Here is a 24,589-nt window from a genome sequence, read left to right on the forward strand (position 1 = left end):
GGGAAAATTCCACGGTCGTATACGAGGCGCCGCCGGGTGCCCGAAACCGGGTCCGGCGAGGCGCCGGGTCGCCGTCCGCGGGCGCCGCCGGAAAATCGGTTTCGCCGGTGCGCGGCGTCCGGATACCCTCAGGGAGTCCATTTTTCGGCTCATGGGGAGGAGCCAGACATGTGGGAGTGGGGTAGAACCGTCGCCGAGTACGCCACGGCGGCGGCGTGGACGCATTGGGGAGTTCGCGAGGCCGAGCCGACCATCCTCGATCCGGAGACCGACGAGGAAGAGGCTGCCGCGGACAACGGGGCGCGCGGGGAACGAGAGCCGGGCATGATCATGGCCGGCTACGACCTCGCGGGCTGACACACCAGCTCCCGTCCCGGCTCGGGACGGGAGCTAGTAGCCTGCACGTCCGTGCAGACGCCACCGCCCGATACAGCGCATCGACCGCCTCTGGATGCCGAGCAGTTGCGGCGGGGTCTCGCCGAGAGCGACTACGCCGGCTTCTTCTCCCGCGTGGAGGTGGTGGAGTCCACCGGTTCCACCAACGCCGATCTCATCGCCGCGGCCGCGACATCCGACGACCACCGCGTCTTGATCGCCGAAGCGCAGGAGGCGGGCCGCGGTCGGCACGCGCGCACCTGGGTGAGCCCGCCGCGGGCGCAGATCGCCCTGTCGATGCTGGTGCGACTGCCCGGCATCGAGCCCGCGGCGCTGGGCTGGCTGCCGCTGCTCACCGGCGTGGCCGCGGTGGACGCGCTGCGTGCGACGTCGGGTGTGGACGCGATGCTGAAATGGCCCAACGACGTCCTGATCGGCGGTCGCAAGGTGGCGGGCATCCTCGCCGAGGTGGCCGCGAGCGGCGACGTTCCGACGGTGGTGGTCGGGGTCGGTGTGAACGTGAGCCTCACGGAAGCCGAATTGCCGGTGCCGCATGCCATCTCGCTCACGCTGGCCGGCGCCGCGCAGACCGACCGTACCCTGGTCGCGCAGTCGCTGCTGACCGAGTTCGCGCGCCGCTTCACCGACTGGCGCGACGCCTCGTGGGCGACCGGCGACCTGGCCGACGCCTACCGCGAGCGCTGCGCCACGCTCGGCATGGACGTGCGCGCAGAACTACCCGGCGGGCAGACCCGCACGGGTATCGCGACCGGCATCGACGCGGGCGGGCGCTTGCTGATCGGGGACTACGCGGTGTCCGCGGGCGACGTCACCCATTTGCGCGCCGACTACTGAGATCGCCGTCAGGCGCGCTGCAGGTCCCCCTTCGCCGCCTCCCTGGCGAACATGCGGTCGCGCTGCTCCTCGAACTTGAGCACATCGCGGGCGAGCTTCTCGACGAACGCGGCGAGCCGCTCGCGCGCCTGCTCGCCGCGCGGCCCGAAATCGTTGCGTTCGAAGACGTCCCACTTGTTGAGCACCGGGTTCACCACCTCGTCGAGGTGCTGGCGCAGGTCGTAGATGCCGTGCTTGGCCATGAGCACGCCGTTGCGGCGGAAGTTCGGCATCCCGGCGCCCGGCATGACGAAATTGGTCAGCACCTGGGTCAGTGCGATCATCGCCTGGTCGGGAGCCAGGTCGAGGGCCGCGCCGCACATGTTGCGGTAGAAGATCATGTGCAGGTTCTCGTCGGCGGCGATGCGCTGCAGCATGCGGTCGGCGACCGGGTCGTCGCAGACCTTGCCGGTGTTGCGGTGGCTGACCCGGGTCGCGAGCTCCTGAAAGGTCACGTACGCGACGTTGACCAGGAAGCCGCCCCAATCCGCCGGCGCGTGGACGCCCTGGGTCATGTGGATCATCCTGGCCTGTTCCAGTGCGACCGGGTCCACGCCGCGGGTGACCACCAGGTAGTCGCGCAGGACGATGCCGTGCCGGTTCTCCTCGGCGGTCCAGCGGCCCACCCAGGTGCCCCACGCGCCGTCGCTGCTGAAGTTCTCCGAGATCAGGCGGTGGTAGGAGGGCAGGTTGTCCTCGGTGAGCAGGTTGGTGATCATCGAGGCCTTGGCCACGTCGCTCAGCGTGGACTGTTCGGGATCCCAGTCGACGCCGCCCATCGCGGCGAAGTTGCGTCCTTCGTTCCACGGTACGTAGTCGTGCGGGTGCCAGTCCTTCGCCATCGACAGGTGCCGGTGCACGTTCTGTTCGGCCACCGGTTCGAGTTCGATCAGAATTTCGAGCTGAGTCAGATCCCTGGTCACACACGCCTCCACAGTCGTCGTCGGTGCACGTCTTGCCGAGCGGTTGTCTGCTGGTCGGGGCCGAGCTGGTAGAGCAGGCGAATCAGGTCGAGCGCAGTGCGAAAACAGCCGAGTGACGCGGTCTCCCGCAAGCTGACGATTGTGCAGCACACGGGGGCCGGTGTCAGGCATTTCGGCATCTTGCCGGGGTAGGGTTCCCTCCATGGGTTATCCGGAGGATGTGCTCGCACCCGACGAGCAGTTGATACTCCATCGCCATCCGCATTGGAAGATGCTCTTCTGGCCCATCGTGACGCTCATCGCGGCCACGGCGCTGGCCGGTTTCGCGGGGGGTCTGGCATACCGCAACACCCCGGAGAGCGCCAGGACCGCGGTGCTCGTCGTGGTCTTCGCCATCTGGCTCGCGATCGTCCTATGGCGTTGTGTCGCACCGATTCTCAGCTGGAAGACGACGCACTTCATCGTCACCGAGCGGCGCGTGCTCGTCCGTCAGGGCGTGCTCACCCACACCGGCATCGACATTCCGATGAGCCGCATCTCCAGCGTCCAGTTCCGGCACGGGCTGTTCGACAGGATGCTCGGCACCGGCACCCTGATCATCGGCTCGTCCTCGGAGGAGCCGCTCGAATACGACGACATCCCCGGCGTGCAGGAGGTGCACGCCTTGCTCTACCACCAGGTGTTCGAGGTGAGCCGATCGAGCAATCAGCACGGGTACGGTCAGGCGGGCGGCTATCGATGAGTCCGGCGTCGTCGCCGACGATCCGTAATCTGTTTGCATGACCGCCGTACTCCTGGCCGAAGACGACGAGGCCATCGCCGCCCCGCTGTCGCGCGCGTTGGGGCGCGAGGGTTATCACGTCACCGTGGAGAGCTTCGGCCCCGCCGTGCTGCGCCGCGCGCTCGAGGGCAACCACGACCTGCTGATTCTCGACCTCGGCCTGCCCGGCATGGACGGGCTGGAGGTGTGCAGGCAGGTGCGCGCCCGCGGCGCCGATCTGGCCGTGTTGATGCTCACCGCGCGCACCGACGAGGTGGATTTCGTGGTCGGGCTGGACGCGGGCGCCGACGATTACGTCGGCAAGCCGTTCCGGCTCGCCGAGTTGCTGGCCCGCGTGCGAGCGTTGTTGCGCCGCAGCGGAATCGGTGACGAGGCCGTCGAGGTCGGCGGCATTCGGCTGGAGCCCGCCGCGCGCCGGGTGCTGGTCAACGGCGCCGAGGTCGGTCTGGCCAACAAGGAGTACGAACTGCTCAAGGTGCTCATCGACCGGGCCGGTCAGGTGGTGCCGCGCGAGACGATCCTGCGCGAGGTCTGGGGCGACGCCGAATTGCGCGGCTCCAAGACGCTGGACATGCACATGTCCTGGCTGCGCCGCAAGATCGGTGACGAGGGGCCGATGGCCGAGCGGCGCATCGTCACGGTGCGCGGCGTCGGCTTCCGGCTGAACACCGACTGACGTGCGGCGCCGGATCCTGCGGTCGATGCTGACCGTGCTGACCATCACGACGGTCGTGCTCGGCGTGCCGCTGACCTACACGGCCTGGCTGTGGGTCGAGGACATCACCCGCAACGACCTGCAGAGCAGGCTGGACCGGATCGCCACCGAGGTCATCACCCAGGAGCAGGGCGACGGCCTGGTGCGCGGCGGCCTCGACGTGCGCGTGGTGCGCCCGCTGGTGCCGGAGGACGGCAAGCTCACGATCGTCTACCCGAGCCCGCAGGACAACGCCTCGCGTCTCGACATCGGCGCGGACTCGGTGCCGGACCCGCTGGTGGAGTCGCTGTCCATGGGGACCTCGGGATCGCTGCGCCTGGAGGTGCCCGCGGGACCGATGCACGCGCGGCAGCGGCAGGCTGTCGCGGTCGTGGCGCTGGCCGTGCTCGCCTCGCTCGGCGCGGCCGTCACGGTCGCGGTGGTGACCGCGCGCCGTGTCGCCGACCCGCTGCGCGACGTCGCGGCGCGCGCGGCGCGGCTGGCCATGGGCGATTTCCGCCCCGATCCGCGCCGCCACGGCATCTCCGAACTGGACCGGGTCTCCGACGTGCTCGACTCGGCCACCGTCGAGATCGCGGGCAGGCTGCAACGCGAGCACGCGCTGGTCGCCGACGTCTCCCATCAGCTGCGCAGCCGTCTGACGGCGGTGCGGCTGCGGCTCGACGAACTCTCCGCGCACGCCGACCCCGAGGTGGTGCACGAGGCCGAGGAGGCGATGGCGCAGGTCGACCGGCTCACCGACGCCATCGACGAACTGGTCCGCGCCTCCCGCGACGAGGACGCCGCCGACCGCGATCCGATCCCGGTGATGGACGAGCTGTGCGGGATCGTCACCGAGTGGACGCACCCGTTCGCCGAGGCGGGCCGCAACCTGGTGTTGACCGGTGACGCGTCGCTGCGCGCGCCGATCACCGCGTCGCGCCTGCGGGAGGCGGTGACGGTGCTCATCGACAACGCGCTCATGCACGGCGGCGGCACCTGCACGGTGTCGGTGCGCACGGTCCGTCCAGGCAATGCCCGCGAGCCGCTGGTGTGCGTGGAAGTGGCCGACGAGGGGGAAGGCGTGCGCGACGAGTTGGCGCCGCACATCTTCGATCGCGGCTTCTCGGCGGGCGGGTCGACGGGTGTCGGCCTGGCCTTGGCGCGCGCGTTGATCGAGGCGGACGGCGGTCGCCTGGAATTGCAGCGCCGCAGGCCCGCGCTGTTCGCGGTGTTCCTCGGGTCGTGGGTGTCCGCACGGACGGCGGGCACGGTCCCCGAGCCGCGCTGAGACGTCAGCTGCGTCCCAGCTGTTCCTCTTCGATGAGCTCCTCGAGCTCGGCCTCCAGCTCGGTCATCTCGTCTGGGAAGACCCAGCGGCGCATCGACCAGAAGCGGAAGGCCATCTGCAGGAAGTTGCCGATGACGAAGGCGCTGACGAAGTCGGCGACGTTCTCGACGGTGAAGCTGACGTTCGGCTGCCGCAGGTCGAACACGTAGCTGGAGATCCACAGCGGGATGTTGCTCAACACCACCCCGACGCCGCTGACCACGAAGAACAGCAGGGCTTCATGGTGGCGTTCCCGGCCGCCGCGGTTCTTGAACGACCACTCCCGGTTCAGGATGTAGGAGGCGATCACGGCGATGACGCCCGAGATGATCTTCGCGGTGACCGGTTTCTCGGTCAGCACCGTCCATTTGAGCGCGTAGAAGATGCCGCTGTCGATCACGAAGGTCGTCGCGCCGACGATGGCGAACTTGATCAGCTCGTGATGGCGGTAGGCCATCTCCCGCAGGGGCTGGGGGAGGACGCTGACCACGCCGTCGACGAAAGACACGAGAGCCGAGTGTACCGGTAGCGGTCATGGCGGCCGGACATGACAAGATTGCACGACGTGAGCACCCGTTCCTTCGACCAAGCCGCCATGCCCACCGTCACCATGATCGGTGGCGGTCAGTTGGCGCGGATGACCCATCAGGCCGCGATCGCGCTCGGCCAGCGGCTACGGGTGCTGGCCGAGAACCCAGAGGACCCGGCCGCACAGGTCAGTCCCGACGTGGTGCTCGGCAGCCACACCGATCTCGCCGCGCTGCGCAAGGCCGCGGTCGGTTCGCACGCGCTGACCTTCGATCACGAGCACGTGCCGACCGAACACCTCGCGGCGCTGGTCGCCGAGGGCGTCAACGTGCAGCCGCCGCCGCAGGCCCTGGTGTACGCCCAGGACAAGCTGGCCATGCGCACCAAGCTCGCCGAGCTCGGCGTTCCGGTGCCCGCGTTCACCACGGTCGCCGAGGCGGCCGACGCGGTGCGCTTCGGCGACGAGCACGGCTGGCCGTTCGTGCTCAAGGCGGTGAGCGGCGGCTACGACGGCCGCGGCGTCTGGATGCCCGCCGATGCCGACGAGACCGAGCGGATCGTCACCGATCAGCTCGCGCACGGGGTGCGGCTGCTCGCCGAGGCGAAGGTCGATCTGAAGCGCGAGCTCTCGGCGATGGTGGCCCGTTCGCCGTTCGGTCAGGCCGCGACCTGGCCGGTGGTGGAGACCGTGCAGCGCAACGGTCAGTGCGCGGTGGTGATCGCGCCCGCGCCCGATCTGGCCGACGCGCAGGCCGCCGAGGCCGAGACCCTGGCGCTGAACCTGGCCGCCCAGCTCGGCGTGGTCGGCGCCATGGCCGTCGAGCTCTTCGAGACCCACGACGGCGCGCTGCTGGTGAACGAGCTGGCGATGCGCCCGCACAACTCCGGCCACTGGGGCATGGACGGCGCGCGCACCGGGCAGTTCGAGCAGCATCTGCGCGCGGTGCTGGACTATCCGCTCGGCGACACCAGTCCGCTGGCTCCGGTCACCGTGATGGCCAACATCCTCGGTGCGGCGCAGGCGCCCGAGATGTCGATGGACGAGCGGCTGCATCACCTCTTCGCCAGGCTGCCGGAGGCGAAGGTGCACCTGTACGGCAAGGGCGAGCGCCTCGATCGCAAGATCGGGCACATCAACATCCTCGGCGACGACGTGGCCGAGGTGCGCGAGAAGGCAGAGCGGGCGGCGCACTGGATGTCGCACGCGGTGTGGACCGACGGATGGGACCCCCATGAGTAATCCTCGAGTTGGCCTGATCATGGGCAGCGACTCCGACTGGCCGACCATGGAGGCGGCCGCCGAGGCGCTGGCCGAGTTCGGTGTGCCCTTCGAGGTGGGCGTCGTCTCCGCGCACCGCACGCCGCAGCGCATGCTCGACTACGCGCGCGACGCGGCCGACCGCGGCATCCAGGTGATCATCGCGGGCGCGGGCGGCGCGGCCCATCTGCCGGGCATGGTCGCCTCCGCGACCCCGCTGCCGGTGATCGGCGTCCCCGTCCCGTTGAAGTATCTCGACGGCATGGACTCGCTGCTGTCGATCGTGCAGATGCCGGCGGGCGTCCCGGTCGCGACCGTCTCCATCGGCGGCGCCCGCAACGCGGGCCTGCTCGCCGTCCGCATCCTCGCCGCCGCGGACCCGGCCCTGCGCACCCGCATGACCCAGTTCCAGTCCGACCTGGAAAAGCTGGTCCTCGAGAAGGACGAAGCTCTCCGCACCAAACTCCTCGGCTGACGTGCGGCCGTATCACCCGGCGCGCGGGCGTCGGTCGTCTCGCGTCGGTCGCTACTACGGTGACTGCCGTGGCAACTGAGGAGAACGCGCGGGCCCGGGCCGGGGAGGATCCGGCGCGGTTTCGGCTGACGGTGGTGGATCAGGCGCTGCGGTTGTTCGCGGACAAGGGGTACGAGGCGACGACGGTCGACGAGATCGCGGAGGCGGCCGGGATTTCGCGGCGGACGTTCTTTCGGCAGTTCCGCTCGAAGGAGGACGTGATCTTCGCCGATCACGAGTCGCAGTTGGCGCAGGCGGCGACCTATCTCGCCGGCGCGCGGGACGACGATCCGTGGGAGGCCGTGTGCGCGGCCGTCGTGCAGGTCTTCGAGCGATTCACGCAGTGGCGGGAGATCGCGGCGCGCCGCTACCAGGTGGTCCGCCGGGTGCCGGCGCTGCGCGAGCGCGAGATCGTCACGGTGTTCCGGTACGAGCGCTTGTTCACCGACTATCTGCGCGAGCGCCTGCCCGAGGTGCCCGACCTCGCCAGGGTGCAGTTCGCCGCGGCGGTCACCGCGACGCACAACTATCTGCTGCGCCGCATGGTGCGCGGCGAGTCGGACGCGGGCGCGGCGGATCTGCGGGTCGAGCTGGCGGCCATTCCCCGCGGCCACGGCCGGATCTGCGACGCGGAGGAGATGGTGGTCGCGGTCTTCCCGAGGGACATGTCGTCGCGCCAGGTGGTCGATCTGCTGACCCGCAAGCTGGGCAGTCTGTGATTTGGCCTACAGTGCCACCGTCTGACACTCAGTGCCAGTAGGTATCCGCATGTTGTGGCGAATCTCGTGCGTATACTGGCACTCGAAGTGGCACTCAGTGCCGATCTGTTGAAAGCCGCCGACCGCGGCCTAAGACCATCACCCAGGAGCGTGTCCCATGGCGGGAAACCCCGATTTCGACCTGTTCAAGCTCGAGGACTTCCACGACGAACTGCGGGCGGCCATCCGCGGTCTGGCGGAGAAGGAAATCGCGCCGTACGCCAAGGACGTCGACGGTAACTCCCGCTTCCCTGAGGAGGCGCTCACCGCGCTGAACGCCGCCGGCTTCAACGCCGTGCACGTGCCGGAGGCCTACGGCGGCCAGGGCGCCGACTCGGTCGCCACCTGCATCGTGATCGAAGAGGTCGCCCGCGTCTGTGGTTCCTCCTCGCTCATCCCCGCGGTCAACAAGCTCGGCACCATGGGTCTGATCCTGAACGGCTCCGAGGAGCTGAAGCAGAAGGTGCTTGCCGACATCGTCAACGGCGAGATGGCCTCCTACGCGCTGTCCGAGCGCGAGGCGGGCTCCGACGCCGGCTCCATGCGCACCCGCGCCAAGCGGGACGGCGACGACTGGGTCATCAACGGCTCCAAGTGCTGGATCACCAACGGTGGCAAGTCCTCCTGGTACACCGTGATGGCCGTGACCGACGCCGAGAAGGGCGCCAACGGCATCTCCGCGTTCATGGTGCACAAGGACGACGAGGGCTTCGTGGTCGGCCCGCTCGAGCACAAGCTCGGCATCAAGGGCTCGCCCACCGCGGAGCTGTACTTCGAGAACTGCCGCGTCCCCGGCGACCGCATCATCGGCGAGCCCGGCACCGGCTTCAAGACCGCGTTGCAGACCCTCGACCACACCCGCCCCACCATCGGCGCGCAGGCCGTCGGCCTCGCCCAGGGCGCGCTGGACGCGGCCATCGCCTACACCAAGGACCGCAAGCAGTTCGGCACCGCCATCGCCGACTTCCAGAACACCCAGTTCATGCTGGCCGACATGGCGATGAAGATCGAGGCCGCCCGCCTCATGGTCTACACCTCGGCCGCCCGCGCCGAGCGCGGTGAGAAGAACCTCGGCTTCATCTCCGCCGCCGCCAAGTGCTTCGCCTCGGACGTGGCCATGGAGGTCACCACCAACGCCGTCCAGCTGTTCGGCGGAGCGGGCTACACCACCGACTTCCCGGTCGAGCGGATGATGCGCGACGCGAAGATCACCCAGATCTACGAGGGCACCAACCAGATCCAGCGCGTGGTGATGTCCAGGGCGTTGCTGCGCGGCTGACGCCTGCGCACTGCGAATTCAGGGACGGCCGGGTTGTTACCCGGCCGTCCCTTCTTTTCTACGAGCGGCCGTCCGGCGAAATCCATTCGAGTTCGATCGGTTGCCTCATCGTGTCCATGCCACAGCTCGATTCGAGACCTCCAGCGCCATAAACATTGATAGCTGGATTTTGCGGAAGCCGGTCGGGGCTTTGTTTGTGGCTGACGTCGATCCTCGCTGATAGGAAGCGTCTGAACAGGCGTTTCGACGGTACGTCGGCAGGAGTTGACGGCATGTTACGCCATACTGAATTCACTGTTGAGAGTCACTCGAGTAGAAGAAAATGGGGTGATTCGTCGATCGCCGACCGCGCAGACTCGCGGAGCGATGCACGACCTCGTATCGCGACGAGGTGAGTCATGTCCGAGATCGTAATCGGACCGCGGTCGGGGATGGAATGGTTCCCGTTGTCCGACACCGAGATCCCGTGTCCGCACACCAAGTCCACGGTGGACGCTGTGCGGACCTGGTCCGAGGACTATTTGACCGGTACCGAGCCGGAGCTCGGCCGCGACGGGCCGGTCTGTCCTTATGTCGGACCGTCGCTGCGCCGCGATCTGATGTGGGTGGGCCGGGTATCCGGCGTGCGTCCGTGGCCGTCGTACGTGCGACTGGTCATCGAGGACGCGCTCGAGGTATTCGAGCGTCTGCCACCGGAAGACGGCGGCGGGGCCGTCCTGCGCGCCCTCGTCACCGCGCTGCCTGATCTGCGGGAGTTCTCGCTGATCGACAACCTGCACGCGGAACTCAAGACGCGATTCGTCGAGCGCGGCTTCATGCTCGGGCAGTTCTACCCCGGGTGCAAGGAGCCTGGGTTGTGGAACAAGGACTTCCACCCGCTCGATTCGCCGATTCCGATGATCGTGGTGCGCACCATGATGGCCACCGACTTCCCGTTCCTGCTGGGGCGGCCGGAGTGGATGGCCGCGTACGTCAAGAAGTTCGCGCCAGGTCTGCCCGCCCACGTCCGGCACGTGGTGGTCGGCCGGTTGACCGCGAGCTCGAACCTCGATGTGCCCGCCTACCAGCTGCAATCGGAGCAGGGCGGCCCGGCGACGGCAACCAAGAACGGCAGGCCGGTCCATCTGGGGCCGCGGAAAGCCAGCTGAGACAGACAGCGATCGACGACCAAGGGATCGACTTATGACGCACGGACTTTCGGCCGCGCGGGGGATCGACACGGGCCAGAACGGGGAGTTCCCGCTCTCGCCCGCGCAGCTGGGCATGTGGTACGCCCAGCAGCTCGATCCTTCCGTGCCGCTCAACGAGGCCCAGTACATCGAGATGCGCGGCCCGCTGGACGTCGACACCCTCGTCGAGGTCGCGGGCCGCGCCGCGCGCGAGTTCGAATCGGTGCTGCTGCGCTTCGGTGAGCGCGACTCGCGTCCCTATCAGGTCGTCGACCACAGCCTCGACACCACGCTGTCCTACGTGGATCTCAGCGATTCCGCGGATCCGGACGCCGAGGCCATGCGGTGGATGCGGGCGGACCTCGCCGCACCGGTGGACCTGTTGGGTGAGCGGCCAGGAGCATCGGTGTTGATCCGCGTCGCACCCGATCGGGTGCTGTGGTACGGGCGCGCGCACCACATCGCAGTGGACGGGTTCGCCTCCGTGACGGGCTTGTACCGCGTGGCCGAGCTGTACAACGCGGCGCTGGCGGGCGAGGAGCCGAAGCCGAACAAGGCGGCCACGCTGCGCGAGATCTACGACTCGGAGATGAGCTATCGGGAGTCCAGCCGGTTCACCGCCGACGCGGAGTACTGGGAGCAGCGCATCGCGGAGATGCCGCAGCGATGCAGCCTGGTGACGGGCGTCGCGCCCGCCCACGCGCTCGGGCGTGATCACCGGCACCAGCTGTCCGACGAGGTGAAGGCTCGACTCGACGCCGCGGCAACGCGTTTCGGCGTCGGTGCCCCCGGGCTGGTGATGGCGGCGCTGGCGGTCTACTACGCGCAGGCCACCGGTGCGCACGACGTGGTGCTGAGCCTGCCGGTCTCCGGGCGCACCACCGCGATGCTGCGCCGGTCGAGCGGCATGCTGGCCAATGTCGTTCCACTGCACGTCACGGTCGGAGAGCGGACCACGCTGGCCGAGATCGTGAACGCGATCCGCATCGAGGTCTCCGGCGCGCTGCGCCACCAGCGGTACCGGCACGAGGAGATCCGGCAGGCGACGGGCGAGGTCGAGGCGACGGGCGGACGCAATCTCGTCGGCCCGGTGGTCAACATCATGCTGTTCCCCGGCGAGGTCGAATTCACCGGCATCGAGACCAGCCTGCACGTGCTCACCTCGGGCCCGATCGAGGACCTGTTCGTCAACATCTACCAGCACGGCGCGCAGGCGCCGGTCCACCTCGATTTCACCGCCAATCCCGATCTCTACGACGAGGAGACGCTGGCCCGCCATCACCTGCGGTTCGTGAAGCTGTTCGAGGGTCTGCTCGAGGCCGAGCCCGACGCCGCGGTCAGGGACGTCGAGTACTTCCTCGACGACGAACTCGCACTGCGCACGGGCGCGCACGGGCCGATGCCGTCCGTTCCCAGGCTGCTCTCCGATGTGCTCGACGAGGGGCTGCGCGCGGCGGGTCCGGACACCGCTGCCGTGGTGGACGGCGCCCGCACCGTGACGTACGGCGCGCTCGACCGTGCCGCGGCGGTGCTGGCCGGACGGCTGGCCGAGCTGGGCGCGGGACCGGACGACGCCGTGCTCGTCGCCCTGCCGCGCTCGGTGGAATCGGTGCTCGCGTTCTGGGGCGTGGTGCGTTCCGGCGCGGCGTATGTGCCCGTCGGCACCGGGAATCCAGCCGAGAGGGTCGCCAAGATGGCGGCGGAATGCGGTGCGCGCATTGGTATTACGACCAGTGATCAGGCGTCCCTGCTGCCCGATGGGGTGCAGTGGCTCGAGATCGATACGGATGCGGCGGTTCTCGCGGCCCTCGAACCCGGCGACGGTGCGCGAGAAGCTGGGGAAGGTGAAGCCGCAGGGGAGGATTCGACCGGATTCCGGCCGCGTGCCGACGTCCGCCTCGACCACACCGCCTACATCGTCTTCACCTCCGGGTCGACCGGCGTGCCGAAGGGCGTCGTCGTCACCCACGCGGGCATCGCGGGCCTGGCCGACGCCGTGCGCGAGGCCTACCGGCCGGAGGTCGGCTCGCGCGTGCTGCACTGTCTGAACCCGAGCTTCGACGCATCCATGCTCGAACTGCTCATCGCCTTCGGCAACGGCGCGACGATGGTGATCGGCCGCGGCGAGTCCATGGCGGGCGTCGAATTGTCCACCGCTGTCGCCGATTTCGGGATCACCCAGGTGTGCTCGACGCCCGCCGTGCTCGCGACGCTGCCGGAGGGTGCGCTGGACGGCGTGGTCGCCGTCTCCACCGGCGGCGAGATCTGTCCGCCGGAATTGGTGGCGCGCTTCGGTCCCGGCCGCAGGCTGGTGAACTCCTACGGCCCGTCCGAGACCACCGTCGCGGCCACCTTCACCGACGCGATGGACCCGGAGCGCCCCTCCGGCATCGGCAGGCCGGTGCCCGGCGCCCGGCTGATGGTGCTCGACCGCAGGCTGCGCCCGGTGCCGATCGGCACGCCGGGAGAGCTCTACATCGCCGGACCCGGCGTGGCCCGCGGTTACGCGGGACGCCCCGGCTTGACGGCGGACCGGTTGGTCGCCGATCCGTTCGGCCCGTGGGGAAGCCGGATGTACCGCACGGGTGACCTGGTCCGCTGGCGTTCGGTCGAACCGTTCGACGACACGGCGCGGGCGAGTTCCGACGGTGTGGTGCTGGACTACCTGGGCCGCAGCGATTTCCAGGTCAAGCTGCGCGGAATGCGCGTCGAGCCGGGGGAAGTCGACGCGGTGCTCGATTCGCATCCCGAGGTGGAGATCGCCGTCACGGTCGTACGCACCGGTGCGTCCGGCCGTGCCATGCTGGCGTCGTATATCGTTCCGGTGCACCGTGATTCGCAGCTCACCGAGCTGGACGTGCCCCGGCTGCGGGAATTCTGCATGCGCAGGCTGCCCGGCCACATGGTGCCCGGCACCATCACCGTGCTCGACGCCCTGCCGCTCACCAGCAACGGCAAGGTCGATCGGCGGGCGCTGCCCGAGCCGACGGCCGACACGGCGCCGCGCGCGGCGGCGACGGAAGCCGAGGGCGCACTGTGCGCGCTGTTCGCCGAGGTACTCGGCGTGCCCGCGGTCGGAGCGGACGTCTCGTTCTTCGCGCTCGGCGGCGATTCGATCCTGTCCATCCAGCTGGTCGCCCGCGGCCGGGCCGCCGGTCTGGTGTTCTCCGCGCGTGACGTGTTCGAGCATCCGACGCCCGCCGCGCTGGCGTCGGTGGTCACCGCGCCCGGCGAGCGGACGGTACTGGCCGAACTGCCCGGCGGCGGCGTGGGTTTCCTGCCTCGGACGCCGATCGTGGACTGGCTGCTCGAGCAGCCGGGGTGGCAGCGGTTCAGTCAATCCATGGTGCTCGCGCTGCCCGCCGGGCTGAGCGAGTCGGAACTCGTGCGCACCCTGGGCGCGGTGCTCGATCGGCACGACATGTTGCGCGCCAGGGTCGTTCGCGGCGGCCTGGAGGTCGCGCCGCCCGCGACGATCGCGCCCGAGTCGGTGCTCGTTCGCGTCCCGTGCCACGAAATCGACAGCGTCGATACCGAATCCGCGGTCGAGGCGGTCGCCGCGCGGCTGGCGCCCGACGCGGGCGTCATGGTCGCGGCGACCTGGCTGGATCCGGGCCGGGATGGCGCGGGCCTGCTCGTGCTCGTCGTCCATCACCTGGCGGTCGACGCGGTGTCCTGGCGCATCCTGATCGCCGATCTGATCTCCGCCTGGGCGCAGGTGCGCGCCGACGAGACGCCCGAGCTGCCGTCCGTCGGCACCTCCATGCGCACGTGGGCGCACGCCCTCACCGAGGCGGCGACGACCGAGACGTGGACCGCCGAGGCCGACTACTGGGCCGCCGTGCTCACCACTCCCGATCCGCCGCTCGGCCGCCGCGCGCTCGACCCGGTCGTCGACACCGGCGACACCCTCGACAGGCTGGAGCTGCGCCTGCCCGCGGCGACCACGGCGACGCTGCTCGACCGGCTGCCCGCGACCTACCGCTGTGGCATGGAAGAGGCTCTGCTCGCCGCGCTGGCCACGGCGCTCGCCGAACACCGCGCGGCGATCGGTCCCGCGCTCGTCATGCTGGAGCGGCACGGCCGCGACGAGGCCGCCGTCCCCGGCGCCGACCTCTCCCGCACCGTCGGCTGGTTCACCAGCCAGTTCCCCGTCCGGCTCGAGATCGGCGACACCGGTCCGCTGGACGCGCTCGCCACCGTGAAGGAACAGCTGCGCGCCGTCCCGCGCGGCGGCATCGGCTTCGGCCTGCTGCGCCACTCGAACCCGCAGACCGCCGCCGTCCTCGGCGCGGCCCCGCATCCGCAGCTCGGATTCAACTATCTCGGCCAGGTGGCCGAGGGCGAATCCGACGCGACGGAGAACGCGGTGCCGTGGCTTCCGGTCTCGCTCGCGGCGAGCCTGGGCGGTGGCGGCGGCGCCGAACTGCCCGCCTCGGCGGTCCTGGCGATCGACGCGGTGGTCGTCGAGGGCCCGCAAGGTTCGGTGCTGCACGCGGTGTGGCGCTACGCCTCGGGGATCGTCGACGGTGCGGAGATGGAAGCCCTTGCCGGGAAATGGATCTCCGCGCTCGAGGAGCTGGCGGGCGCGCTGGCCGAGCCCGATGCGGGCAAGCTGACGCCCTCCGATCTGCCCCTGGTCGCGGTCGGTCAGCGACAGCTGGACGCCTGGGCCGCACGGTATCCCGACATGGCGGACGTGTGGCCGCTGGCCCCGCTGCAGCAGGGTCTGCTCTTCCACGCGCAACTGTCCGCGGGCCACACCGACGAGTACGCGGTGCAGGCCGTGTTCGAATTCGACGGCGCCGTGGACATCGAGCGCTTGGCGGCCGCCGCCACCGCGACCGTGCGGGCACACGAGGCGCTGCGCACCGCGTTCGTGGCGGGAGCCGACGAGCCGGTGCAGATCGTGCTCGCCGACGTCGAGGTGCCGTGGCGCACGGTGGACGTCGATCCCGCCGAATTCGACGCGTTCGCGGCGCGCGAGCTGGCGGCGCCGTTCGACACGGCGCGCCCGCCGCTGGTTCGGTTCGTGTGCGCGCGGTGCGGCGACGACGACATCCGGCTGCTCGTCACCAACCACCACCTGGTGCTCGACGGCTGGTCCATGCCGCTGCTGCTCGCCGAGCTGCTCGCGCGATACGAAAGCGGCGGGGACGGAGCGGGTTTCCCGCCGTCGGTCTCCTACCGCAACTATCTGGAATGGCTGACGCGCCGGGACCGCGCCGCGGCGATGGCGGCGTGGACGGACGCGCTGTCCGGACTGTCCGGCCCGACGCTGGTCACCGCGGGCCGCACCCCGCTGCGCACCGGCGCGGGGAAGCTGGATCTGGAGCTGCCGCTCGCGCCCGCGAGCGCCCTCGTCCTCCAGCGCATGGCGGCCGACCAGGGCGTCACCCTCAACACGGTGGTGCAGTGCGCATGGGGCATGCTGCTCGCCGAGCTGACCGGCGAGACCGACATCGTCTTCGGCGCAACGGTTTCCGGTCGCCCGGCCGATCTGCCCGGCGCGGAGCGGATCGTCGGCATGATGGTCAACACCCTTCCGGTGCGCATCGCCCTCGATCCGGCCGAGTCGGTCGGTGACCTGCTGCGCCGGGTCCAGCGCGAGCAGGGCGCACTGCTCGACCACCACACCGCCGGGCTCACCGAGATCCAGTCCGCCACCGGGCTCGGCGTGCTGTTCGACACCGCCATCGTCTACGAGTCGTATCCGGTGGACGCGGCGGCGCTGCGCGGCGCCGCCGAGCACGCGGCACTGCGGGTCCGCGACTTCCGCGGCCGCGACGGCACCCACTACCCGCTCTCCCTGGCCGCCCACGCGCGCGACACCCTGCGGCTGATCCTGAACTGCGCCACCGGATTCTTCGACGCCGACGAGGCGAACGCGATCGGCGCGCGCCTGGTGCGGATGCTCGATCGCATGGCCACCGACCCGGCGGGGCAGGTCGCCGCGGTGTCCGGCGTGGATCGCGCCGAGGTGCTGCGTTGCCGCCCGCAGCCGGCGCGGCTGCTGCCCGATCTGCTGCGCTGCGGCGTGCGCCCGGGACGTATCGCGATCGAGGACGTCGCGTCGACGCTGGACTACGTGGAACTCGATGCCCGCTCGAATCGCCTGGCCCGCAAGCTCATCGCCGCCGGGGCTGGCCCCGAGACCAGGGTGCTGCTCGCGCTGCCGCGGTCCGTCGACTGGTTCGTGGCGGTCTGGGCGATCGCGAAATCCGGCGCCGCGTTCGTCCCCGTCGACGTCGACCATCCCGAGGATCGCCTCGCGACGCTCGCCGCCGACAGCGCCGCGCCGCTCGGCATCACCACTGCGGAACACCGAGATCGACTGCCCGGCACCGTGTCTTGGCTGCTGCTCGACGATCCGGCGCTGGTCGCCGAGCTGCCGGAGCATTCCGACGCGCCGGTCACCGACACCGACCGGTCGCGTCCGCTGCGCGCGGAACACCCGGCCTACCTGATCTACACCTCGGGATCCACCGGAACGCCCAAGGGCGTCATGGTCACCCACGTCGGACTCGCCGGACTCGCGGTGGGGACCTCGGCGCGCATGCGGGCCAGGCCGGGCGATCGCGTCCTGCTCAGCATGAACCCGAACTTCGACGCCGCGATGCTGGTGTGGCTGTCCACCTTCTACAACGGCGCCACACTGGTGGTCGCGCCCGCGGTGGCGACCGCGGGCGACGAGCTGACGTCCGTGATCGTGTCGAACGAGGTGACCCACGTCATCGCGCCCCCCGCCGTGCTGGCCACGCTCTCCACCGCGTCGTGGAACGGCGTGCGCACCGTGGTCACCGGCGGCGAGGTCTGTCCGCCCGAGCTCACCGCCCGGGTCGGCGCCGGGCGGTCGATGATGAACTCCTACGGCCCGGCCGAGGCGACCGTCGCCGCGACCTTCAGCGGGGCGCTCGTTCCCGGCGAGGTCGCGGGTCTCGGCGCGCCGATGCCCGGATTCGGGCTGGTCGCGCTCGACCGCTGGCTGCGGCCCGCACCGGTCGGGACGGTCGGTGAGCTGTACCTGATGGGTCCCGGCCTGGCGCGCGGTTACAACGGTCGTGCGGGGCTCACGGCCGCGCGGTTCGTGCCCAACCCGTTCGGAGCCCCCGGCGACCGGATGTACCGCACCGGCGACCTGGTCCGGCGCGTCTCGCACAGCGGCCTGGAATACGTGGGCCGCAACGACTCCCAAGTGAAGCTGCACGGCATCCGGGTCGAGCCGGGCGAGGTCGACGCGGCGCTACGCGACCTGCCCGGCGTCGGGCTCGCGGTCACCGTGCCGCGGCGCGGCCCCACCGGCGATCTGGCGCTCGCGGCCTACGTGGCACCGACGGCGGGCGCCGAACTGGACGCCGCGCGCCTGCGCGACCATCTGGTGCGCCGCCTGCCCCGCCACCTGGTGCCCGCGGCGGTGACCGTGCTGGACGTCCTGCCGGTGACCGGCAACGGCAAGGTCGACGTGCGCGCGCTGCCCGAACCCGAGAGCGTCGCCGTGGAATACGTGGCCCCGATCGGCGTCGAGCGCGTCGTCGCGGAGGTCTTCGGTGCGGTGCTCGATCGTCCCGGCGTCGGCGCGTTCGACGATTTCTTCGCACTCGGCGGCGATTCGCTGTCCGCGACCAGGGTGACCGCCAGGCTCGGCGCCGCACTGGACATCCAGGTGCCGGTCCGGCTGCTGTTCGAGGCGCCGACGGTGCGTGCGCTGGCCGCTCGGTTGCCCGCGGCGGGCGACGGCGCGCGGCCGAGCATCGGACCCCGCTCCGGGCCGCGACCCGAGCGGATTCCGCTCGCGCCCGCCCAGCAGCGGATGTGGTTCGTCAACCAGTACGACCCGGAATCGGGCGCGTACAACATCCCCGCGGTGCTCCGCCTGCGCGGCGCCCTGGACGTGGCCGCACTGCGCGCGGCGCTGTCCGATGTGCTGGCCAGGCACGAGGCGTTGCGCACCGTGTACCCGGCGCGCGACGGCGTCGGTTACCAGGTCGTGCTGCCGCCGGACGCGCTCGAACTGGATCCGGAGCCGACCGCGATCGCGGCCGACGAGCTGCCCGCCGCGGTACTCGACTGCGTCACCAAGGGTTTCGACGTGGCGTCGGAGGTCCCGTTGCGGCTGCGCCTGTTCCGCATCGCCGCCGACGAGCACGTCCTCGTCGTGGTGGTGCACCACATCGGCGCGGACGGCTTCTCCATGGGCCCGCTCGCCAGGGACGTGCTCGCGGCCTACGCGGCGCGGTCCCACGGCGTCGTTCCCGACTGGACCGAATTGCCCGTGCAGTACGCGGATTACACACTCTGGCAACGGGAACGGCTCGGTTCCCCCGACGACCCGGAATCCCTGCTCACCGCCCAGCTGGACTACTGGACCACCACGCTGAAGGGCCTGCCCGACCGCCTCGAGCTGCCCGCCGACCGGCCGCGTCCGGCCATCCCGTCGCTGCGCGCGGGCACCGTGCTGCGCACCCTCGACGCCGAATCGGCCGCCGCGCTGGACGAACTCGGCCGGACGCACCAGAGTTCGTTGTTCATGGTGCTGCACGCCGCGCTCGCGGCCCTGTTCGCCAGGCTCAGCGGCACACCGGACATCGCGATCGGCACGCCGGTCGCCGGTCGCGGCGCGGCCGAATTGGACGACGTGGTCGGCATGTTCGTCAACACCGTCGTGCTGCGCACCGAGATCGACTCCGCCGCGTCGTTCGCCGAACTGCTGGCCGGGATCCGGCGCACCGATCTGGACGCCTTCGCGCATGCCGACATTCCGTTCGAGAGCCTCGTCGACGTGCTCGATCCGGCCCGCTCGGCGGCGCGGCACCCGCTGGTCCAGGTGATGCTGGTGTTCCAGAATCTCGCGCCGGTGGAACTCACCCTGCCCGATCTGCACGTGGCCGCGGTGGAACTGGAACAGCAGAGCCTGCGGTTCGACCTCAGCGTCACGGTGGCGGCGGACGAGACGTCCGGCCTGACGATCCGCTTCGGCTACGCCACCGATCTGTTCGACCACGAGACCGTCGAGCGTTTCGCGGACCGCTGGCTGCGGCTGCTGCGCGCCGTCGCCGCCGATCCCGAAGCGCCCGTCGGCGATGTCGACCTGCTCGACCCGGAAGAGCGCACGGCCCTCGCGATCCCGGCTCGCCCTTCGGTGGCCGAACCGACCGTGCTGCCGCGGTTGCTGGCCGACGCGGTGGCCGCCAATCCGGACGGCGTCGCGGTGGTCGATGGCGTCACCCGCCTCACCTATCGCGAACTCGACGAGCACGCCAACCGGTTGGCTCGGGTGCTCATCGGCGCCGGAGCGGGCCCGGAAGGGCTGGTCGCGATCGCCATCCGACGCTCGCTGGACGCGGTGCTCGGGGTGTGGGCGGTGGCCAAGACCGGCGCCGCGTTCGTGCCGATCGACCCCGCCTACCCGGCCGAGCGGATCGCCCAGATCCTGGACGATTCCGGGGCGCGGCTCGGGGTGACGGTCCGCGCCGTCGCGCCGTCGCTGCCGGGCTCGGGATTCGACGAATCCGTGGAGACCTCCGGCGAGCCGCAGGTGCACTGGCTCGCGCTCGACGATCCGGCGACGACCGAGCTGGTGAACTCGGCCGCCGGTGCGCCGATCGACGCCGCCGAACGCACGGCGCCGGTGCGCTGGCAGAACCCGGCCTACGTCATCTTCACCTCGGGGTCCACCGGACGGCCGAAGGGCGTCGTCGTCACCCACGAGGGCCTGGCGAATCTCACCGCCGCCCAACGCGATCGGATGCGCATTACGGCGGACTCGCGCGTGCTCAACGTGGCGTCACCGAGCTTCGACGCCGCGGCGCTCGAACTGCTCATGGCCGTCGGCTCAGGGGCCACGCTCGTGATCGCGGGTCCCACCGCGTTCGGCGGGCCGGAACTCGGTGAATTGCTTGCCCGCGAACGTGTTTCGCACATCGCGCTGACGCCGTCGGCGCTGGGCTCGGTCGATGCCGCCGCGCTCGGCCCCGAGCCCGCGCTGCGCGCCATCATCACCGGCGGCGAGCCGTGCCCGCCGGAACTGGTCGAGCGGTGGGCCGCGCCGGATCGCCTGCACTTCAACGACTACGGCCCCACCGAGACCACGATCTGGGCGACGGGCAGCGAGGCCCTGCGTCCCGGCGACGAGATCACCATCGGCGGCCCGGCCCCCGGCCTCGCGGCCCGCGTGCTCGACGAGCGGCTGCACCCGGTGCCCGACGGCGTCGCCGGCGAACTGTATCTGTCCGGCCGTGCCCTCGCGCGCGGCTACCACGGCCGACCCGCGCTGAGCGCCGCCCGATTCGTCCCCGATCCCTACGGCGCGCCGGGCGAACGCATGTACCGCACCGGCGACCTGGTGCGCAGGCGCGACGGCGCACTGGACTACCTGGGCCGCGGCGACCTGCAAGTCAAGCTGCGCGGGCTGCGCATCGAGCTCGGCGAGATCGAGTCCGCGCTGGCCAGCGATCCCGCGGTGCACCAGGCGACTGTCACGGTGTACACCGATCCGGCCGTGGGCGAGCTGCTGGTCGGCTACGTAGTGCCGCACGGGGCCGGGTCGAACGAGGCGAAGGCTCTGGACGCCGAGGTGCGCGATGCGGAGGCGCACGGCATGGAGACGCTCGAGGCGAAGGCAGCCGACGCCGCGACGCGCGAGGCGGAGACCGACGACGCGAAGACGCTCGGAGTGGAGGCACGTACGGCGGAGACAGTCGATGCAGGGGCGCATGGGGCGAAGCCGCTCGACGCTGAGGCGCTCGAGGCCGAGGTGCACGCTGAGACAGAAGCGCGTGGGGCGAAGCCGCTCGGCGCTGAGGCGCTCGAGGACGGCGTGCACGAGGCTGAGACAGAGGCGCACAAGGCTGCGGCAGTTGACGCTGGGGTGCGCGAGGCTGAGGCAGAGGCGCACAGAGCTGCGGCAGTTGACACGGAGGTACAGGAGTCTGCGGCATTCGAGGCTGAGGCGCACGCCGCGCAACCGCACGACGGCGAGCCGTCCAACCTCTCCACGATCGACCTCGAGGCGCTGAAAACCTCGATTGCCCAGCGGCTTCCGTCGTACATGGTGCCGTCGGCGCTCGTCGTGCTCGACGCCCTGCCGCGCACCGCGAACGGCAAGCTCGACCGGAGCGCCCTCCCGGCCCCTGACATCAGGGCGGGGCGGTTCCGCGAGCCGAACACGCCCGCCGAGCGCGTCGTCGCCGACACCTTCGGTGAATTGCTCGGTGTGCCACGGGTCGGCCTGGACGACAACTTCTTCGCGCTCGGCGGCAATTCGCTGATCGCGACCCGCATCGCGGCCCGTCTCGGCGCCGCGCTGGACACCCGCGTTCCGGTGCGGATGGTCTTCGACGCCCCGACCGTCGTCGAACTGGCCGAGGCGGTGCGTACCGCGGCCGCGGCTCCCGGTCTGCGGCCGGGTCCGCGTCATCGCCCCGCCCGTATTCCGCTCTCGGCGGCGCAGCGGCGGATGTGGTTCCTCAATCGGTACGACCCCGCGTCACCGGCGCACAACGTGCCGATCGCGGTCGAGGTCGAGGGCGATTTGGATCCGACGGTCCTGCAGACGGCGTTGATGGACGTGCTGGCTCGCCACGAGTCGCTGCGCACCGTGTATCCGGTGGACGCCGAAGGCGAGCCGTACCAGGACGTCCGCGGTCTCGCGGAAGCCTATGTGCCGGTGCGTATTTCCGACGTCGACCCGGACACGGTGCCGGGGCGCGTCGCCGCGGCCATCGCGCAGGGCTTCGATCTCACCACCGAGCTCCCGATCCGCGTCTCGCTGCTGCGGCTCGACGCGCGGCGGGCGGTACTGGTGGTGGTCATGCACCACATCGCCTCCGACGGCTGGTCGCTGGCGCCGCTGACCCGCGACGTGATGATGGCCTTCGTGGCCCGCCGCGCGGGCGCCGCACCGTTCTGGTCGCCGCTGCCACTGCAATACGCCGACTACGCCCTGTGGCAGCACGAACTGCTCGGCGCCGACGACGATCCCGACAGCGTCGCGCACCGGCAGCTCGAGTACTGGCGCGCCGCGCTGGACGGATTGCCCGAGGTCTCGACCCTGCCGAGCGACCATCCGCGGCCCGCGGTGTCCACCCACCGCGCGGGCGTGGTCGAGTTCGACATCGATGCCGCTGTGCAGCAACGAATTCAGCAGATGTGCCGGTGGCACGGAGTCAGCATCTTCATGGTCGCGCACGCCGCGCTCGCCGTGCTGCTCGGCAGGCTCTCCGAGGAGCAGGACGTGGCGATCGGCTCGGTCATCGCCGGGCGCGGCGACGGCGAACTCGACGAGATGGTCGGCATGTTCGTCAACACACTGGTGCTGCGCAGCCGGGTGCGTCCCGAGGACACCTTCGAAAGCCTGCTCGGCGCAACGAAAGACAGCGATCTGGACGCCTTCGGCAACGCCGACCTGCCGTTCGAGCGGCTGGTCGAGCTGCTCGCCCCGGCTCGCTCCACGGCCCACCATCCGCTGTTCCAGGTGCTGCTCGTCTTCCAGAACTTCGAGCGCGAACCGGGGGCGCTGCCCGGCCTCGACATCCGTCCGCTCGAAATGCCCACGGTGGGAGCGAAGTTCGATCTGGAGTGGATGCTCGCCGAGCGCTTCGACGAGGAGGGCGCGCCCGCGGGTATGCGCGGCAGCCTCACCTTCACCCTCGATCTGTTCGAAGCGTCCACCGCGCAGACCTTCGCCGACCGATACGTCGAGGTGCTCGACGCCGTCACCGCGAACCCGGGTCTGCTGCTCGGTGAACTGGACGTCACGGCCCCGCCGGGAACGGTCGTCTACGAGCCGCCGCCGAACCTGACCCAGCGGCGCACCGACCTGCCCTACCGGCCGCCCGTCACCCGGACCGAGCAGGAGGTGGTCAGCGCCTTCGAGACCGTGCTCGGCGCCGACCGGGTCGGCTTGGACGACAACTTCTTCGAGCTCGGCGGCACCTCCATGGTGGCGATCCGCCTGTGCGCCGAGCTTCGGGAACGACTCGACTGCGCCGTGCCGGTGCAGTGGATGTTCGGCGATCCCACGCCGGGGGCGCTCGCCCAGCGCATCGTCGAACAGCGGGAGGCCGGGCCGGACGCCGTGGATCCCGCGCTGCTTCCGCTGCTGCCGTTGCGGCCCTCGGGCAGCGGACCCGCGCTGTTCTGCGTGCATCCGGCGATCGGATTGGCTTGGGGCTATGCGGGATTGGTGCGTCATCTGGATCCCGGCCATCCGGTGTACGGTCTGCAATCGCCCGGCGTCGCCGCCGAGCAGCCGGACATGTCGCTGACCGAACGCGCGGCGCGCTACGCCGACGAGATGCAGGCCGTCCAGCCCGACGGTCCGTACCGGGTGCTCGGCTACTCGGCGGGCGGACCGCTCGCGCACGCGGTTGCCGTGGAACTCCAGCGCCGCGGCGCGACGGTATCGGCACTGGTCATCATCGACGGTCGCGCCGACGTGGAACCCGAGAGCGCCACGGAGATGCCGCCGCCGGAGGTTCTGCTCGCCGAGTTCGGCGGCATCGATCCGGACCTGCTCGCCGGAGAGCAGCCGCTGGCCGAGCGCGCCGCCGAACTTCTACGCGGTGGCGAGAACGCCTTGGGCGCAATGACAGGTGGCGGCTTGGCCGCCGTGGCGGATGGCGGCTCGGCCGCCGGGCCGGATGGCGCTTCGGGTGCTGGGCCGGATGGCATGGTGGGCGCGCCGCCCGATGGCGCCCTCGGCGTTGAGCCGGATGGCGCGCTGGGCGCTGGGCCGGATGGCGCGCTGGGCGCTGGGCCGGATGGCGCGCTGGGCGCTGGGCCGGATGGCGCGCTGGGCGCGGTGGCCGCAGGCGCTCTAGGCGCACTCGACGCCGCGGCCCTGGAACGCCTCCACCTCGATTACCAGCAGCTGGTCCGGCAGGCGGCCGAGTACCGGCCTGGTGTGTTCGACGGTGACGTGCTGTTCTTCAGCAGCACCAGCTCCCGGCCGGGCTACGGGCCCAATGTGGACACCTGGCGGCCGTATGTCGGCGGCGCGATCCTCGATCGTCAGACCGGTCACGAACACAACCGGCTGACCAGGCCAGAGGCCCTCGCGGTGATCGGCCCGATCCTGGCCGAGTAC

Annotated in this window: 13 protein-coding genes; 11 read left to right on the plus strand and 2 right to left on the minus strand. The window is 70.6% G+C overall.

Annotation, left to right across the window (positions count from 1 at the left end):
- Positions 1-168: 168 nt before the first annotated feature.
- Both AC3ERS_RS06550 and AC3ERS_RS06555 read left to right on the plus strand, forming a co-directional pair.
- A complete protein-coding gene (locus tag AC3ERS_RS06550) occupies positions 169-357 on the plus strand; it encodes a hypothetical protein (RefSeq protein WP_431964483.1) in 189 nt (62 codons plus the stop codon).
- Positions 358-408: 51 nt separating this feature from the next.
- Positions 409-1,230 (plus strand): biotin--[acetyl-CoA-carboxylase] ligase, encoded by an 822-nt coding sequence (locus tag AC3ERS_RS06555; protein WP_431964485.1) that lies wholly within the window; start codon positions 409-411, stop codon positions 1,228-1,230.
- 8 nt (positions 1,231-1,238) lie between these two features.
- On the opposite strand, the gene AC3ERS_RS06560 is transcribed toward AC3ERS_RS06555, so the two are convergent.
- On the minus strand, positions 1,239-2,192 hold the full coding sequence (locus tag AC3ERS_RS06560) for an acyl-ACP desaturase (protein WP_431964487.1): 954 nt from the start codon (positions 2,190-2,192) through the stop codon (positions 1,239-1,241).
- A gap of 202 nt (positions 2,193-2,394) precedes the next feature.
- Between AC3ERS_RS06560 and AC3ERS_RS06565 the strand changes: the two genes are divergently transcribed.
- The 3 genes from AC3ERS_RS06565 to AC3ERS_RS06575 are packed head-to-tail and all read left to right on the plus strand — an operon-like array spanning position 2,395 to position 4,958.
- The gene (locus AC3ERS_RS06565; protein WP_431964489.1) at positions 2,395-2,934 is read left to right on the plus strand and encodes a PH domain-containing protein; all 540 of its coding nucleotides are present in this window, start codon (positions 2,395-2,397) and stop codon (positions 2,932-2,934) included.
- Positions 2,935-2,971: 37 nt separating this feature from the next.
- A complete protein-coding gene (locus AC3ERS_RS06570; protein WP_431955974.1) occupies positions 2,972-3,649 on the plus strand; it encodes a response regulator transcription factor in 678 nt (225 codons plus the stop codon).
- Between the two features lies 1 nt (position 3,650).
- Positions 3,651-4,958, plus strand: a complete 1,308-nt coding sequence (locus AC3ERS_RS06575) for an ATP-binding protein (protein ID WP_431964491.1) — start codon at positions 3,651-3,653, stop codon at positions 4,956-4,958.
- A 4-nt stretch (positions 4,959-4,962) separates the two neighbouring features.
- Here AC3ERS_RS06575 and AC3ERS_RS06580 read toward each other — a convergent pair whose 3' ends face one another.
- Entirely contained in the window at positions 4,963-5,505 is a 543-nt protein-coding gene (locus tag AC3ERS_RS06580; protein WP_431964493.1) for a GtrA family protein, read from the minus strand.
- 87 nt (positions 5,506-5,592) lie between these two features.
- On the opposite strand from AC3ERS_RS06580, the gene AC3ERS_RS06585 reads away from it, so the two are divergent.
- The 6 genes from AC3ERS_RS06585 to AC3ERS_RS06610 all read left to right on the plus strand — a co-directional run.
- The gene (locus AC3ERS_RS06585; RefSeq protein ID WP_431964550.1) at positions 5,593-6,765 is read left to right on the plus strand and encodes a 5-(carboxyamino)imidazole ribonucleotide synthase; all 1,173 of its coding nucleotides are present in this window, start codon (positions 5,593-5,595) and stop codon (positions 6,763-6,765) included.
- The gene (purE, locus tag AC3ERS_RS06590; protein WP_431964495.1) at positions 6,758-7,258 is read left to right on the plus strand and encodes a 5-(carboxyamino)imidazole ribonucleotide mutase; all 501 of its coding nucleotides are present in this window, start codon (positions 6,758-6,760) and stop codon (positions 7,256-7,258) included. The genes AC3ERS_RS06585 and purE overlap by 8 nt, the downstream gene beginning before the upstream one ends.
- A 68-nt stretch (positions 7,259-7,326) precedes the next feature.
- Positions 7,327-8,016, plus strand: a complete 690-nt coding sequence (locus AC3ERS_RS06595; protein WP_431964497.1) for a TetR family transcriptional regulator — start codon at positions 7,327-7,329, stop codon at positions 8,014-8,016.
- Between the two features lie 157 nt (positions 8,017-8,173).
- Positions 8,174-9,334, plus strand: a complete 1,161-nt coding sequence (locus AC3ERS_RS06600; protein WP_431964499.1) for an acyl-CoA dehydrogenase — start codon at positions 8,174-8,176, stop codon at positions 9,332-9,334.
- A gap of 398 nt (positions 9,335-9,732) precedes the next feature.
- Complete coding sequence (locus AC3ERS_RS06605) at positions 9,733-10,482, plus strand: DUF6875 domain-containing protein (protein WP_431964501.1); 750 nt, start codon at positions 9,733-9,735, stop codon at positions 10,480-10,482.
- Between the two features lie 34 nt (positions 10,483-10,516).
- Positions 10,517-24,589 (plus strand): amino acid adenylation domain-containing protein (locus tag AC3ERS_RS06610; RefSeq protein WP_431964503.1); only part of this gene is annotated, 14,073 nt, incomplete at its 3' end.

Source organism: Nocardia sp. bgisy134 (assembly GCF_057708325.1).

Coding starts and splice junctions, on each gene's coding strand:
- AC3ERS_RS06550 (WP_431964483.1), top strand. CDS start 169: ATGTGGGAGTGGGGTAGAACCGTCGCCGAGTACGCCACGGCGGCGGCG.
- AC3ERS_RS06565 (WP_431964489.1), top strand. CDS start 2,395: ATGGGTTATCCGGAGGATGTGCTCGCACCCGACGAGCAGTTGATACTC.
- AC3ERS_RS06570 (WP_431955974.1), top strand. CDS start 2,972: ATGACCGCCGTACTCCTGGCCGAAGACGACGAGGCCATCGCCGCCCCG.
- AC3ERS_RS06585 (WP_431964550.1), top strand. CDS start 5,593: ATGCCCACCGTCACCATGATCGGTGGCGGTCAGTTGGCGCGGATGACC.
- purE (WP_431964495.1), top strand. CDS start 6,758: ATGAGTAATCCTCGAGTTGGCCTGATCATGGGCAGCGACTCCGACTGG.
- AC3ERS_RS06600 (WP_431964499.1), top strand. CDS start 8,174: ATGGCGGGAAACCCCGATTTCGACCTGTTCAAGCTCGAGGACTTCCAC.
- AC3ERS_RS06605 (WP_431964501.1), top strand. CDS start 9,733: ATGTCCGAGATCGTAATCGGACCGCGGTCGGGGATGGAATGGTTCCCG.